The sequence below is a fragment of the Marinifilum breve genome (assembly GCF_003202155.1).
Taxonomy (GTDB): domain Bacteria; phylum Bacteroidota; class Bacteroidia; order Bacteroidales; family Marinifilaceae; genus Marinifilum; species Marinifilum breve.
This window is the reverse complement of record NZ_QFLI01000002.1, coordinates 760,213-775,732: the sequence shown is the minus strand read 5'-3', so window position 1 is coordinate 775,732 and position 15,520 is coordinate 760,213. Positions and strand designations below refer to the sequence as shown.

At 36.8% G+C, this 15,520-nt stretch carries 14 protein-coding genes and 1 riboswitch; of the genes, 9 read left to right on the top strand and 5 right to left on the bottom strand.

The features are described from left to right. Positions 1–5: 5 nt before the first annotated feature. Both DF185_RS07380 and DF185_RS07375 read right to left on the bottom strand, forming a co-directional pair. Entirely contained in the window at positions 6–2,300 is a 2,295-nt protein-coding gene (locus tag DF185_RS07380) for an ATP-dependent helicase (protein WP_110360097.1), read from the bottom strand. Between the two features lie 317 nt (positions 2,301–2,617). After that, positions 2,618–5,326 carry a DEAD/DEAH box helicase gene (locus tag DF185_RS07375; RefSeq protein WP_110360096.1) on the bottom strand — a complete coding sequence of 903 codons (2,709 nt, stop codon included), beginning with the start codon at positions 5,324–5,326 and terminating at the stop codon, positions 2,618–2,620. Between the two features lie 138 nt (positions 5,327–5,464). Here DF185_RS07375 and DF185_RS07370 point away from each other — a divergent pair, with 138 nt between their 5' ends. The 9 genes from DF185_RS07370 (at position 5,465) to DF185_RS07330 (ending at position 11,273) form a co-directional block, all read left to right on the top strand. Beyond that, the gene (locus DF185_RS07370; protein WP_110360095.1) at positions 5,465–5,797 is read left to right on the top strand and encodes a CGGC domain-containing protein; all 333 of its coding nucleotides are present in this window, start codon (positions 5,465–5,467) and stop codon (positions 5,795–5,797) included. Between the two features lie 63 nt (positions 5,798–5,860). Continuing rightward, complete coding sequence (locus DF185_RS07365; RefSeq protein ID WP_110360094.1) at positions 5,861–6,226, top strand: hypothetical protein; 366 nt, start codon at positions 5,861–5,863, stop codon at positions 6,224–6,226. Between the two features lie 11 nt (positions 6,227–6,237). Next, a riboswitch (TPP riboswitch) is annotated at positions 6,238–6,337 on the top strand. A 95-nt stretch (positions 6,338–6,432) separates the two neighbouring features. Further along, positions 6,433–7,134, top strand: coding sequence for a class I SAM-dependent DNA methyltransferase (locus DF185_RS07360; RefSeq protein ID WP_110360093.1), 702 nt, complete (start codon positions 6,433–6,435; stop codon positions 7,132–7,134). A gap of 5 nt (positions 7,135–7,139) precedes the next feature. Next, positions 7,140–7,937, top strand: a complete 798-nt coding sequence (thiM, locus tag DF185_RS07355; RefSeq protein WP_110360092.1) for a hydroxyethylthiazole kinase — start codon at positions 7,140–7,142, stop codon at positions 7,935–7,937. Continuing rightward, positions 7,934–8,587 (top strand): thiamine phosphate synthase, encoded by a 654-nt coding sequence (thiE, locus tag DF185_RS07350; protein WP_110360091.1) that lies wholly within the window; start codon positions 7,934–7,936, stop codon positions 8,585–8,587. Before thiM ends, thiE begins: the two co-directional genes overlap by 4 nt. After that, on the top strand, positions 8,584–9,231 hold the full coding sequence (tenA, locus tag DF185_RS07345; protein ID WP_110360090.1) for a thiaminase II: 648 nt from the start codon (positions 8,584–8,586) through the stop codon (positions 9,229–9,231). Before thiE ends, tenA begins: the two co-directional genes overlap by 4 nt. A 12-nt stretch (positions 9,232–9,243) precedes the next feature. Next, entirely contained in the window at positions 9,244–10,062 is an 819-nt protein-coding gene (gene thiD / locus DF185_RS07340; RefSeq protein ID WP_110360089.1) for a bifunctional hydroxymethylpyrimidine kinase/phosphomethylpyrimidine kinase, read from the top strand. Continuing rightward, on the top strand, positions 10,050–10,691 hold the full coding sequence (locus DF185_RS07335) for a TenA family protein (protein ID WP_110360088.1): 642 nt from the start codon (positions 10,050–10,052) through the stop codon (positions 10,689–10,691). The genes thiD and DF185_RS07335 overlap by 13 nt, the downstream gene beginning before the upstream one ends. A gap of 18 nt (positions 10,692–10,709) precedes the next feature. Then, the gene (locus DF185_RS07330; protein ID WP_110360087.1) at positions 10,710–11,273 is read left to right on the top strand and encodes a cysteine hydrolase family protein; all 564 of its coding nucleotides are present in this window, start codon (positions 10,710–10,712) and stop codon (positions 11,271–11,273) included. Positions 11,274–11,375: 102 nt separating this feature from the next. Here DF185_RS07330 and DF185_RS07325 read toward each other — a convergent pair whose 3' ends face one another. From DF185_RS07325 to DF185_RS07315, 3 genes are read right to left on the bottom strand one after another with little or no spacing between them, the layout of a single operon-like run. After that, on the bottom strand, positions 11,376–12,809 hold the full coding sequence (locus DF185_RS07325; protein WP_110360086.1) for a S41 family peptidase: 1,434 nt from the start codon (positions 12,807–12,809) through the stop codon (positions 11,376–11,378). 33 nt (positions 12,810–12,842) lie between these two features. Continuing rightward, positions 12,843–13,607, bottom strand: a complete 765-nt coding sequence (locus DF185_RS07320) for a LytR/AlgR family response regulator transcription factor (RefSeq protein ID WP_110360085.1) — start codon at positions 13,605–13,607, stop codon at positions 12,843–12,845. Next, positions 13,597–15,387, bottom strand: a complete 1,791-nt coding sequence (locus tag DF185_RS07315; RefSeq protein ID WP_110360084.1) for a sensor histidine kinase — start codon at positions 15,385–15,387, stop codon at positions 13,597–13,599. Before DF185_RS07315 ends, DF185_RS07320 begins: the two co-directional genes overlap by 11 nt. Positions 15,388–15,520 lie beyond the last annotated feature (133 nt).

Here is a 15,520-nt window from a genome sequence, read left to right as displayed (position 1 = left end):
CTTTTTTAAATTTTAACCAATGGAGCCCAAGCTGAGGCAAAACTCTTCTCTCCAAATTTACCAAAATCACAAACAACATCCTGTTCATTGCAGGATTTGATTTCGCCGGTTCCATATTTTGGATGTTTTACTTTTGTTCCAACTTTCCATTTGGAATCATCATTCAATTCTACTTTTGGAGTGGTTTCTAACTCAGAATCCTTGGTTGGAGCGGTATCCACTTTCTCAAGCAAAGCACTTGGAATCGAATTCAAGAAATAGGAAGGTCCATCTTGTGCATTCCATGCGCTTGATTTGGTATGCCAGGATATTTCCATGTGATTTTTTGCTCGTGTAAGCGCAACAAACAGTAGCCTCTTTTCTTCTTTCAAATGATCGTATCCTGCTTTTTTGCGTTCCAAAGGAATAATTCCACTATTGGCTCCACTTAAGTATACATGATCAAATTCCAATCCTTTTGCTGCATGAATGGTTAGCAGGCTTACGCCCTTAGTTTCCGTTTGAATGCCAGAATTGATTTGAAAATGCCCTTCTAAGCTAACCTGACTCATGGCTGCACGATAGATTTCCAACCAGTCACCAAAATAATTTTTCAATGTATAATGATCCAATTCATTTAAGGCATTCTTAATATCTGCAACATCATCCTTATAGTTAATGGATGTTGGTTTCAAAAAGAAATCAAGAGACAAGTATTGATACAGGTTTACATCCCTTTTTCGAGATCGTAAATAATCAGCCAATCCCATCAGGCGTTGGCAAAGATCAATGTATTCTGCATGTTTTTTATATTTCTCTGATAAAAAGCAAGAAAAAGCTTCCAGCTTTGAGGCAAACTCTTTTCCTTCGATAAACTTGCTGAATGTTGATAGCAGTCTCTTTCCAGCTTTTAAGCAGCCAAAATCGGTAGATGTAAACACACGCAGAATGCTATCCATATCGTTGGGATGTAATCCGGAAAGGAGAATATTCTGCAACCAGAAAAGGGCAGCTTGTTCTCGCAATTTGGTTTTGCTCACCACTTCGCAAGGGATGCCTTCCAATTGAAATATCGATTCGAATATGGCAATTTGCTGTCGGGTACGAAACAAAACGGCAATTTCCGTCCGGGGCGTTCCATGCTGGTGTACCTCTTTAAATTTTTGCACATAGTAATAGGCTTCCTGGTGATCATCGAAATGGTTTCTGATAATCAGTTTTTTTCCTTGGTCGCGAGTGGCTTGCAAAGCGTCATTATCCTGTTGCAAAAGACAAGAAGCGGCATTAAGCAACTGTCCTGATGTTCTGTAATTCAAAGGCAATCGCATAATTACAAAGGATTGATCTTCGATGTAATTTTGGAAAATCACATTCGTACTTCCTCGCCATGCATAAATACTTTGGTTGGGATCGCCAACGGCAAAGAAATGACTTCGATCATCGCTTAAGTTTTGAATCAGTTCAATTTGTTCCTGGTTGCAATCCTGAAACTCATCCACAACAATCCATTCAGGAATAAATGTCTTTTTCAGTTTTAACTGCCAGTTGATCACCGATATCAAATCATCAAAATCCATTAGGTTATTGGCTTGTTTCTCCTTGCGCGAAATATTTAAAAGCTGCACCAAATCATCCGGATTTTTCATATTCCCGTAGATGATTTGCTTTTCGTTTCGGTACAATTTTAAGCGCTTGTCCAGCTTGTTGCGATATTTTACATCCAGCTCGTGACTCACAATCAAGCGTTGCAAGAAATCTTCTTTTGCCTCCTGATCCATAATGGAAAAATCAGGAGTAAAGCCCAATTCCTGCAATTTGGGATGTTCCTTTATCAATTGGCGAGCAACCGAATGAAAAGTGCCAAAGTACCTCAGTTCATCGCTATTGGGTGGTGTTGAATTTTCGTAAAAAGACAGTATCCTCTCTTTGATTTCGCGTGCAGCCTTATTGGTAAAAGTCAGCACAGCCATTTGCGATAGAGGAATCCCTTTTATAAAGTGCAGATAGAGAACCTTGTGAGTCAGCACTGTGGTTTTTCCACTTCCTACCATTGCCGAGAGCAATAATTTCTGATCCTCAGAAAATACAGCTTGTTGCTGATACAAATTGAGTTTTTTTAAAGCAGAAGCCAATTGTGGCTTTTTCGCTTCCACTTTCGTGATAATATCGCTGTAATCCTCCTTCGGTTCAGTGTATCGATCCGGAGGAATAATATTACTTATTACTGGGCTTTCGAAAGATTCGAATGCCGAAATCGGATCGAATTCTTCACTTGGTAAGTCAGTGTTCCTAAGTTTTCTATGTAGGTGTTTTAAGCTCAATCTTAAATGTTTGTAAGTGATGGTTATAACAACATACTAATGAATATCTTGATCTTTGATAAAATCATCAAAGCTTTAGTAAATTCTTGAAAGGTTTTGGTAAAATCACCAAAGCTTTAATAAATTCTTGAAAGGTTTTGGTAAAATCACCAAAGCTTTAATAAATTCTTGAAAGGTTTTGGTAAAATCACCAAAGCTTTAATAAATTCTTGAAAGGTTTTGATAAAATCATCAAAGCTTTAGTAAATTTTTGAAAGCTTTGATAAAATTACCAAAGCTTTAATAAAATCATCAAAACTTTCACTCGAATTACCTCTTTAATTGTTCAAATAGCCTTTGCCATTGCTCATCATGCGTTGCAGCTTCAGCTGATTTTTTAGATTTGCTTCTCCATTGTCGGGGCGTAGATGCAATTCAAAATGTTCCGGTAAAAGAATTACTTTCGATAACTCGGATTTGATTCCTTCTATTACTTCGGGTTTTTGAGCCAATTTTAAGCTGCTGTCAGCATAGTATAGAATCAATTGAGAGCCTTTGGTTTCCAATGCACTGCTTTGTTTTAAGAATCGAGAACCAAATAAATTTTCTTTTTCAAATCGACTTAAAACGACTTGCCAGTTTTCTTTCAAATTGTTCCAGTCAATTTTTGGGATTGGAGCATTTGTGTAGTTTGTTAAACCTTCAACCTTAATGTCTTTTGGTAAATCAACTTCCTTATAAAAAGAGCGCAGTGCCCACAGAATTAAATGCTTGTTAATACGATGATCTCCAACACAAGCCGGGCATCCATCCTGGCAAGAACAGTTCTTAACCAGTTGGCCAGCACTTTTGATGATTTCATCGATATATTCGAATGCTTTTTCAGAAAATCCCAATCCACCAGGATACTCATCGTATAAAATAATGGCATGCTTGTGTTTGTGCGATTTAGGATGTGCAAAGCCAAAGATCGTACCACCCAAATCGGAATGGGTAGCCATAACTCGCATGGCTGCTGCGGCATTTAGGCAATGCACCAATCCTTCGGTATAATCAAATCGAGGAATGCTTTTGTCCTCTTCCAATGGTTTTTGAGGCTCCAAACTTGGTGCTTTACCTGTTGCAACAAATACTTTTACCACATTATCAGGAATTTGAATCCAACAAGCTTCGGTTTCCATTTGGGTTTGTAAAATCTGCGAAAGTCCCTCATAGCCCAAGTTTTGATGCGTGTTGAACTGAATCATTTTATAGCCCGATACCAAAACACTTACTCGAACGTCACCAAAGCAGGAATAAATTCGGTGCTTCTCACTTTGGTCATGTTCCATTAAAATGTCTATGGTTCCCGGTTTGTGAGGTTCGGTATAGTAATTCGAACCTACCTCTTTCACCCAGGCAGTTTTGCTTTCCAAATCCAAATCAAGACTCTTGTATTGTATGCTATCGTGTAGGTAAATGGCTCCGGGGTAAAATTCCTTTTTCGCCTGTACCAGATCAACGGTAGTGATTGTTTTTTCTTTTTCACGATCAACCACTTTAATGGTGTCGCTGGTAATGTTTCTCAAGCTGATTTCGTGAGCAGGAGATACCTGTCCGCTCCACTGATACTGCGCATTGTGCTCGCTAATTTCACCCTCTTTTTGTAATAAAGGGATAATCTCTCCCAAATCAGGGAATGTAGCAATGTCATCGATATTAAGAGGCAATTCGGCCGAAGCCGCGCGAATGTGTGCCAGCTGTATGTATAAATTGTTTTTATCGATTACTGCATTTTCCGATTCCGATTGCAACAACCAATTCGGATTCATTCCCACGTACTGATCCATAGGTTTTTCTTTCAGCATCAGAACCGCATAGGCTTTGTTGCCCTTTCTACCTGCACGCCCCAGCTGTTGCCAAAAACTTGCTCGTGTTCCGGGAAATCCACCCATTACCACCATGTCCAAAGCACCAATGTCGATACCCAACTCCAAGGCCGAAGTCGATACAACGCCGTAAATACTGCCTTCTACCAAATCCTTTTCAATTTTGGCTCTTTCCAAAGGAGTATATCCACCACGGTAAGCCGATATTTTATCCGAAAAATCGGGTGCTAGTTTTAATGGATCTTGTGCCAAAATATCGCGACACTCTTTGGTGACCACTTCGGTTTCTCGACGCGACATACAAAAGGTAATTACGCGGGTACAATTCTCGATTAAATCTGGCAGTAGACCTTTCAACTCTTCGGTTACCGATCTTTTTCTTTGTGCCTCTTTTATGTATTCGGGCTGCCAAAAAAGAATTTCTTTCTCAGGTGTTGGCGATCCATCTTTCTCAATCAATTCGAAAGGCTGATGACAAATGTTCTCAGCCAGTTCAGCAGGATTGGCAATGGTAGCCGAACTGCATAAAAACTTGGGAGTGATGCCATGGTAATTGCAAATTCGAAGCAATCGACGCATTACATTCGAAACATGAGAGCCAAATGCTCCGCGATAAGCATGCAATTCATCAATTACAATGAAATCGAGATTGGCAAACAAATGAGGGAAACCATAGCGGTTGTGATTCGGCAGAAAAGTGGCGTTAATCATATCAGGATTGGTAAGGATGATATTTGCTTCCTCACGAATTCTTGAGCGTTCGTTGGCAGGCGTATCTCCATCGTAAATGCCGGCCTGTATGCGATGTTTACCGAAATACTCAACAAACTCAACAATATTGCGAAGTTGATCCTTGGTTAAGGCCTTGGTAGGGTAGATAAAAAGAGCTCTTCGGCTAGGATTTTCCAGTATTCTTTCAATCACCGGAAGGTAAAAAGACAAAGATTTTCCACTGGCTGTTCCCGTAGTAATCACTACCGATTTCCCTTGCATGGCTCTTTGGTACATTTCTGCCTGATGAGAGTATAACTGTTTGTAGCCCATTTGCTGAATGCAATCTTTCAATTCCTGATTCATTTCATCAGGAATGGATGAGAAGCTGGCTTTACGGGCTGGCAATATTTTTTTTGATAGAATTCGATTGGCATAAGTAGCCAATATATCTTGTATTGTACGCATAATCTAATAATTGAAGCTCCAAAGTTAATCTAAAACAAAGGATTTTTATATGGGTGAATTGATTTCAATAGAAATCGTTTGATGATAAGAGAACAATATTTTATTATTGTGTTTTAATTTATGTGTAATTATAAGTTGATGAAGAAAGTAGGAATAATACGTTGCCAGCAAACCGAGGACATGTGTCCTGGTAGTGCAGATTTTAAGGTGGCTAGCTCTGGGAAATTAGCATTTAAGGAATATGGACCTTGTGAAATTACAGGCTTTGTTACTTGTGGAGGCTGCCCGGGAAAAAAAGCTGTTACAAGAGCAAAAATGATGATAGAAAGAGGAGCAGAAATTATAGCCATGGCTTCATGTATTAAGAGAGGAAATCCAATTGGATATCCTTGTCCACACTTCGAAACAATGAAAAAAGCAATAGAGAAACAAGTTGATGGTAAGGCAATTCTTCTGGATTGGACTCATTAAGCCATTCACTTGTTTTTTAGAAATGATAAGCTTAAATTTATATCATAATCAAATCACAATGTTATGAAGTCAATAATTGCGTTATTAGTTTTTTTGTTGGTTGCTTTATCCATATCTGCGCAATCAACAAATGAAGATGAATACCTGAGCAAATGGCAAGAATACAAGGAACAGAAAGCTCCTTTTAATTTTGAAGTAGAAAAGGAAGTGATAGTATTAGAGGATTATATGGAGTTTAAGAGGCCAAATTTGGGAAATTTAAATTACAAGAAAGAATCATTTACTGTTGGACAGGAAGTTTTAGGAGTTGCATTACATCTTACGGAAGCAATTTATGAAAATGTTCGATATCACGAACGAATAGCTCAGGATCCAGCCAAATATTTTCTTCCGGGTTATCATACAAATACAAGAGATTTCATGAAATAATTTTACCTTTGTCGGAACGTTAGGGGTGCTTGAATCATTTATTCAGGCTGAGATTTTACCCTTTTACCTGATCTGCATAATAGTAGCGTAGGGAAACGATTTGTCTGATATAAATTATTACCATATAGATACAACCGTTTCACTTTCGTGGAGCGGTTTTTTTTGTTCCCTGCTGTTGTGCAAAATACTTAAAACAAAAGCATAAAATGGGATCAAAATTTAATCAATATGCATCGGATTATGATGCATGGTTTTTGGAAAATGAAAATGTTCTTTATTCAGAGGTAAAATTGGTGGCACATTTCTTAGAAAATGCAGGAGAAGTATTCTCGGTAGGATGTGGCAGTGGTTTGTTCGAAACCATTTTGGATAAAGAATTTGGCATTAGCATTAAGAATGGTATTGAACCATCGGAAGGAATGGCAGCTATTGCCAAAGAACGAGGTTTAAATGTTGAAATTACCACTGCCGAAGAAATGGAATTGGGTAAAGAAAATTTCGATACAATTCTGTTTAATGGTACTCCAAGTTATATTACCGATTTACAAAAGGCTGTTGAAAAAGCTTACGAAGCACTGCGACCTGGTGGTAAAATTGTAATGATTGATGTGCCCAAGGAGAGTTCTTATGGTGTTCTTTACAACTTAGCCAAATCAGTGGGTACCTGGGATCATGAATTATTAGGAGGAGTTCATCCAAGAGATCCATATCCAATAGAACTGGTAAAAGTTGCCAAATGGAGAACCACTTCAGAGAAAATTGATATCATAAAAAATGCTAACTTTAAGGAACTTCAATTTGCACAAACACTAACCAAGCATCCTTTGTATTCAAATCAGGTGGCCGAAGAACCAATTGAAGGATATGATTGTGGTGATTATGTAGCGATTTGTGCTGTGAAAAACTAGATGCTATGAATCCAAAAATGATTACAGAAAACCTGGAAGCAATCAGGAAAAATTCTCCCTTAGTACACAATATTACCAATTATGTGGTGATGAATAATACTGCAAATGCACTTCTTGCCATTGGGGCATCGCCGGTTATGGCTCATGCCCAGGAAGAGGTAAAGGACATGGTTGGAATTGCTTCTGCTTTGGTGTTAAATATGGGAACCCTATCAAAAGAATGGGTTGAGTCGATGATTATTGCAGGCTTAAGGGCCAATGAAAGAAAAATTCCAATTGTCTTCGATCCTGTAGGCGCTGGAGCTACAGCTTACCGAAACGAAATAGCAACGAGAATAATCAACAATTGCAATCCGGAAATTATCAGAGGCAATGCTTCAGAAATCATGGCCTTGGTGAATCAGGAAATGAAAACCAAGGGTGTTGATAGTGTTGTATCTACAAAATCAGCTCTTGATTCTGCCAAATATTTGGCTCAATTGCATGAGTGTATTGTTGTAATCAGTGGAGAGGTAGACTATATCACCGATGGGAATCGAGTTGAAAGGGTTGCTTTTGGAAATTCGATGATGGAAAAGGTAACTGGAATGGGATGTACGGCAACTGCTTTATTGGGAGCTTTTATTGCTACCAACGATAATTTGTTTGAAGCAGCTGTTAATGGAATGACAGTAATGGGAATTACCGGAGAACTGGCAAGTGCAAAAGCAAATGGACCTGGAAGTATGCAAATGCATTTTCTGGATTGTTTGTATAAGTTGAGCGAAGTTGAAATTGAACAAGCATTTTGTACGGTAGAATGAACAGAGAAGATTTAAACTTATATCTGGTTACAGATAAGGAATTAGCTAATGGTAAAGCGCTTGAAGATATTGTTGAAGAGGCAGTAAAAGGAGGTGTTAGCATGGTGCAAATCCGAGAAAAGGAGGCAAACTCAAAAGATTTTTACCAGCTGGCCAGAACAGTCAAGAAAGTGCTTGAAAAATATAAAGTGCCTTTAATTATTAATGATCGGTTAGATATAGCTTTGGCAGTGGATGCGGAAGGTTTGCACATTGGTCAGAGTGATTTGCCCTATGATGTAGCACGCAAGATTTTAGGACCCAATAAGATTATCGGACTTTCGGTTGAGAATATTGAACAAGCAAAACAAGCAAACCAATTGGATGTAGATTACATTGGTTTATCACCAGTATTTTCTACGCAAACCAAGAATGATATTGCCAAACCTTTGGAATTGGATGGCGTGAAGGAAATCATGAGTTTTTCCAAGCATCCAGCAGTGGCTATTGGTGGGATTAATTCGGCAAATACCGCAGATATCATTAAGGCTGGTGCCGATGGTATTGCAGTGGTTTCGGCAATTGTTTGTGCTAAGGACCCTTGCAATGCAGCAAAAGAATTGAAGGAAATCATTAACAAGAGTTTATCACTTAAAGCAATTGATTCATGAAATGGTCTGAAGAAGCCTGGAGAAGGATTGAAGGAATTTATACTCAAATTCTCGAACATCCTTTTATTATTGAACTGATGAGTGGAGAATTAGACAGAGAAAAATTCAATTTCTACTTGACTCAGGATTCCCTTTATTTGGCCGAGTTTGGCAAAGTATTGGCAGGAATTGCTGTTAAACTGGAAGACTCAGAACAAAGAAAAGAATTTTTAAACTTTGCTAGTGATACCGTTGCAGTTGAGCAAGCATTGCATCAGTTTTATTTGAAAGATCAAAAGCAAAATAGCAGTGTATCACCTTCTTGTCTTCTATACACCTCTTTTATTCATAAACAATTGGCTACTGCTTCAGTTGAAGAAGCTGCAGCAGCTGTTTTGCCTTGCTTTTGGATCTATAAGAAAGTAGGTGATTATATTCTGGCAAATCAGGAGGAACAAGAAAATCAGTATCAAAACTGGATAGATACCTACGGAGGCGAAGAGTTTGCACTAGCGGTAGAAAAAGCTATAGAAATTTGTGATCATCTGGCTGTAAATACTTCCATTGAGAAGAGAAAGCAGATGTGGAATGCCTTTGTTAAAGCATCTAAAATGGAGTGGATGTTTTGGGATAGTGCTTACAAAAAGGAAACGTGGCCAGTTTAAAAAAGTAGATTAATGAAATACAATAAAGTTTTAAGCATTGCAGGAAGCGATTCGGGCGGTGGAGCAGGAATTCAGGCTGATATTAAAGCCATTTCGGCATGTGGCTCCTATGCAGCTACGGCTATCACTGCAATCACAGTACAAAATACAGTGGGAGTAAGCAATGTACATGCAGTTCCCAATCAGATATTAGCAGAACAAATAGATGCGGTTTTGAGTGATATTGGTGCTGATGCCATTAAAATTGGAATGTTGCATTCATCGGAAACCATTCATGTGGTGGCGGATGCTTTGAATAAATATCAAATCAAAAATGTGGTTCTCGACCCAGTAATGGTGGCAACCTCAGGAGATAAGTTGTTGTTGGACGAGGCCATTACAACACTAAAAGAGGTGTTGATACCAATGGTGAAGGTAATTACTCCTAATATTCCTGAAGCAGAAATTCTATTGGGCAGACAAATCCCAACACAGGAAGATGTGTTTGAATGTGCAGCTGAGTTGGCGAATCACTATAAGGTTTCGGTTTTGTTGAAGGCAGGGCATTTGAATGAAGATGAGTTGATTGATGTGTTTTACGATTTTGAAAAGCAGGAGAGTGTGGAGATGACGTCGAATCGATTGACAACGAAAAATACTCATGGCACAGGATGCACCATGTCATCGGCATTTGCTGCTTTCCTATCGCAAGGATACAATCTTCAGGAATCTGCTAAAAAGGCCAAAGATTACATCAATAATGCCATACTTGCCGGAGCAGATTACAAGATAGGAGAAGGACACGGTCCTGTAAATCATTTTTACCAGCTTTTGGAAACATGCAAGCAGTAGGCACTTTTACAAAAGAACTTTGGGAAGCTGCTTTCCCAGTATATCAAGAATTAATTTCCTGTCGCTTTGTTACCGGACTGGCGGCAGGTACATTAAGCAAGGAGAGTTTCTCTCATTACCTGACTCAGGATATCCTTTATTTAAAAATGGATGCTGAAGCACTTGGAAGAGTAGCTGTAAGGAGTAAAAATGATGAGGATAAAGACTTTTTTAAAAGTCTGGAAATGGATGGTTTAGAAGTTGAGTTTGTGTTGAGAGATGAATATCTACGGCACTTTAACTTACAAGAGGCAAGAGTTCAATCTAAGGCTTTCGCCGATTATTCCACCTTCTTGCTGAATCATGCAAAAAACTCACCTCTGGAGGTAGCTTATGCTGCATTATTGCCTTGTTTTTGGATTTATGGCGCTGTTGCTGATACCATTATTCAAAAGAATGTTAGCAATAATCCGTACCAGAAATTTATCGATACCTATGCGGGTGATGAGTACCAATGTTACACTCAAAAATTTATCGAAATAGTCGAGTGCAATTCTATTGAGTCTGAATATAAAGAGCAAGTGAAAGAAGCTTTTGTTCAAGCCTGTAAACATGAATTGGCTGTTTTCGAAGAATCTTACGATATTTAGGCTAAATATATTTAGAACATGAAAATAGACCATAAAACAACATTGCTATTAATCGATCTTCAAAAAGGATTTGAAGATATTGAGTATTGGGGTGGAGGAAGAAACAATCCGGAAGCGGAGTTGAATGCCTCAAAAGTTCTAAAAGCTTGGAGAGATAAAGGATTGCCTTTGTATCATATTCAGCATTGTTCTACTACAAAAGGTTCACCTTTGGAACATAATAATACAGGAAATGAATTTATTGATCTGGTCAAACCAATGAAAGATGAGCCTGTAATTCAGAAGAATGTAAATTCTGCATTTATTGGCACTGATTTAAAAAAGCAACTCGAGGAAAAGGGGGTCACTAAACTGGTGATTGTTGGATTAACCACTGATCATTGTATTTCTACCACAACCAGAATGGCGGGGAACTTTGGCTTCGAAACCTATTTAATCGAAGATGCTGTTGCCACCTTCGATAAAATAGGAGTGAATGGAGAGAAATATCCTGCTCAGCTGATTCATGATACGGCATTGGCCAGTTTGCATGAGGAGTTTGCAATGGTAATTCAAAGTTCTGATCTAATGAAATTGCTTTAAAATTTTCAGTATAAAAGCGACTACGTTTACATAGATCGTGTAACTACCTTTACAGGGGCATGTTATCGACTTAAACAGGGTATTGTAAAATATCATCAACTTTTATTCTTTATATTCTAAATAATTCTTTACAAAATATACCCAATCATCAAGTCTGTCAAACAGTTGAAAAGTTGGTTCCAATGGAATATGAATGTCTGGTGCAATTCCTATATTATCAATTGGATGATCAGGTAATCTTCTTGAACGCGTGGCTGGCAGCCATAGTTTGTATTTTCCTGAGGGTAATTCTTTGGGTGTTATATTGGAGTAATCTAAAACTCCAGCTGTATTTTCATTTCCAAACAAAATGACTTTTGAACTGTTCTTGGCAGTTAAAAGAAATTGCTCGGCGGAAGATGCATTTCCGCTATTTATTATTATGCCTACATTTTTAGGATAACTATAAACCGTATCACGTTCAATTTTTGTGTCACCTTCGTGAAAAGGATGGATTACAAATCCACCAACCTTTTCTTTCATTTTTTTTAGCAGAACATTTGCCCATTCCTCACCGCCTTTTTTTATATGACCTTTCTTTATTGCGTCTTCCCAATCTTCAATAATTCCTTTTGTAGAATACCATTCAACACCTTTACTTTCATATGGATTGGTGTAAATCAATTCTGCTAACCTTTTGTAATAATTGTCTTGACCTCCACCATTGTTTCTAATGTCTACGATTAAATTTGGCCTGGTCGTAATCTCATTCCAATGTTTCTCTACTAAATCATTGGCAGTATTTGTAGAAAAACCAGGGACTCTCAAATAAAAAGTACTATCGTTAAGACTCAGAGCTACTGGATAGGTATTTAAACCATTTGGATGTTTAGGAATGTATGATAGCAAAAATGCCATATCGGCTTTCTTATTTGCAGTTTTTCTAACGAACCTGGTATCGTTGTGAATTTCAAGAACTGAATTGTTTAATAACAAGGAAGCTTGTTCCATGCTAGGCTTAAAGCCTCTATTATTCCGGTATGTGGTTAAATCAAATTCGTTGTTCTTTTTTTCAATAGCCTCAAATATGATTTGATTTTTCTCATAGCCACGCAGATCTATTGAAATGGCAGTGTATTTATGAAGCTCTTTTTTTACGGCAAAACTTCCTCGGTATCCCATCCAAATGCCTTCAATTGTTTGGGATGTTTTCTGCATTGAATCCAAATTAAAATTTGAATATTTTCTCTCATGAGATTCTCTTTTACTGGACTTTCGAATTTTCGATACTCGTAAATGATGATCTTTAAACCAAGCCGCATAATCTTTTAAATATTTATAACAAGAATCAGGATATTGGATCATCATTTTTCTTGTTTTCTTTTCCAGTTTTTTTAATTCTTGAATATTCCCGTCATTTACTTTATCAGAATATCCGGGGTAGTCATTCTTAATTTTGTTGATAATGAAATCAAAATCGGACAATTGTTTTTTATCCTGTGCGTTACTATAAATGAACCCGAGAAGAAGGGAGATTGTTATTATGAATTGTTTCATATGTGTTTAATTGCTTTAGATAAGATGAGTAAATTAGAAATTCATTAAACTCTTAATTTTATCGTGATAATTCTTTCCACTTGAGATTTTGGTTTGCCTGACATCATTAAGTTGAAGAATGTACCGCCCTCCCAGGTATCGTTTTATTTCTTTTATATACATGGTATTTACGATACAGGATCTATGAACACGTAAAAAGTTTTCATCTAACTTTTGTTCAAGGTAGTTCAAGCTATGATCAATAATGAATTCTTTTCCTTCATTATTATTGATGCTTACGTATTTATCTTCAGCTTTAAAATGAGTGATGTCTTCTATGGCGACAAAGGCTACTCGGTCTCCTAGCTTTACTGGTATTGAGCTCAACTCTTTTTTTGTAATTGTACTGAACTGTTTTGCAAGAATTTCTTCCAGTTGACTTAAATTATTTTCCCTTTCGATGAGCTCTAGTTTTGCAATGGTTTTTTCCAAACGCTCTTTTTTGATTGGCTTTAAAAGGTAGTCAATGCTTGCAGTTTCGAAAGCCAAAAGAGCATATTCATCGTGTGCAGTACAAAAAATCACAAGAGGTTGATGATGCAGTTCCTTTAGTATATCAAAACCTGATTTTTCTGGCATTTGAATATCTAAGAAAATTAAATCAGGTTTCAATTGGTTAATCATTTCAATTGCCTGCTTGCCATTGGCTGCCTCTCCAATAATTTCAACTCTGTCATTATGTGGAGCTAATAAGTTGATCAAACGCTGTCTTGCCAGTTGTTCGTCATCAATCACAATTGATTTGTATTTAGTTTTCATGCGGTAATTTTTTTTGTGAAAGTGGCAGCCTTATGCAAATGTGTTTGTTGGGCTGGTTCTGCCATGTGATTTTTGCTGATTTCTCATAAATAATTTCTAATTTCTCATACAGACTTCTAAGGCCATAGCCAGAAATTGGAGTGTCAGGAAAGTCCGGGCCATTATCATGAACTATAATCGACAATTCATCATCTTTCTTTTTGATTTCCAATTTAATTTTACCTGTATCCTGAATCTTCGAAATACCGTGTTTTATGGAGTTCTCAATAAGTGGTTGTATTAAGAAGCGTGGAACCAAACTGGTTTCAATTTCTTCATCTATATCAATCTGAAAATCTAATTTTTCACCAAAACGGACTTTCTCTATTTGCAAATAGGTTCTAGTGATTTCAACCTCCTTTTTTATTTCAATCATATCCTGATTGTTGTGGTTTATTGCATATCTAAAAAAATCAGATAGTTCAAGAGCCATATCTTCGGTTTTTTCTGGGCTGATATGGGCAAGTGTTGCAATCGAATTTAATGAATTGTATAAGAAATGCGGGTTAATTCTTGAATGTAATGATTGAAGTTCAGCCTTGGTTTTTAGTAGCTTCAACTTTGACAACTCCATATCGCGAAGTCTGATTTCTTGTATGTTTTGAAAATTGGTGAAGTTAAAAATCAGCCTAAAGCAAACTACCATGATTACAATTGTCATTTGCTCAAAACTCAATTCCCAATTCCAATAAATTTTGTATGATAAACTTAAAGGCAAAATATAAGAATATCCAATAAAGAATAAATAGGTAAAAACGGATGTTGTCACCGATTGTTTGATGAGCTTGGTTGAGATCTTTTGAACTTTGAATCTTTTCTCGATTAGATAAATGAATAATAATTCAAAAAATAACAATACTTGCGTTAGTAAAACGATTTTTAGAATATCTGGCCAGATAATGAATTTATATTCAGTAAATCGTTGGGAAAGCAGGTAAAAGAAAAGTATACAATTGATGATCAGAAAGCCTTGTTTTACAAACTCTTTCCAGTTTTTCGATTCGGTTTTAATTAAATGGAATTTTAGCAGTAAGAGCAGAGAAACAAATCCTAGTATAATTGCGATTGCCTCACTGGCAAATTGAATTCTATCTCCAAACCGATAATAATAATAATCAATAAGCGAACCATTAAAATTGGATTTAAATTGACTGTAAAAATCTTTTGAATATAGTTTCTGTATCAAAAATTGATCTACTTCGGTAAAATTAGTTTTGATGGGATCATCTTCATGAAAAATACTTTGCGCAATGCCTGTATCTCCAGTAGGATTGTGTTGCTTTGCAGTTAAACTACTAATCAAATAATATTCTAAATATGGTTTTCGTAAAGTTTGCTCCATATCATCAAATGAGAATTGATGCTCTTGAGATGTAATGGTTCCATACTTTTGTAGACCATAAAAATTATGAATTTTTCTAGCTCCTGTTCCACTTCTTATCCATAAAGTGACATTAGGGAGTGAGTCATTGAGTTCAATGTTTACAGTATTGATAAGAGGTTTTACTTTTTCGATTAATTGTTGAATACAAACAGAATCTTGTTTGTTAAAACCTCCTTTAAGATGAATGCGAATATCTTTTTCGAATCGATAAGCCTTTGCGTTAGGCGGTAAAATTTTAGCACGGATAAAGTTCCAGTATGTATGTTCCATATTTGGGTGAATTTTATTTGATTGCCCAAATAGTAAAACTGGAACCAAGTTGCTTAATAAAAATATAGCTACTAATATTTGCCTCATAATTTATTGTTTTAAAGATTCCAAGAGTAAAGAAACCTTTAGAAGCATAAAACTACAAGATAAATCGGACAAAGCATATGCCTTATCCGATAAACTAACTTATTTTTGTTGTTAAATAAAATGTCTGTTTTGA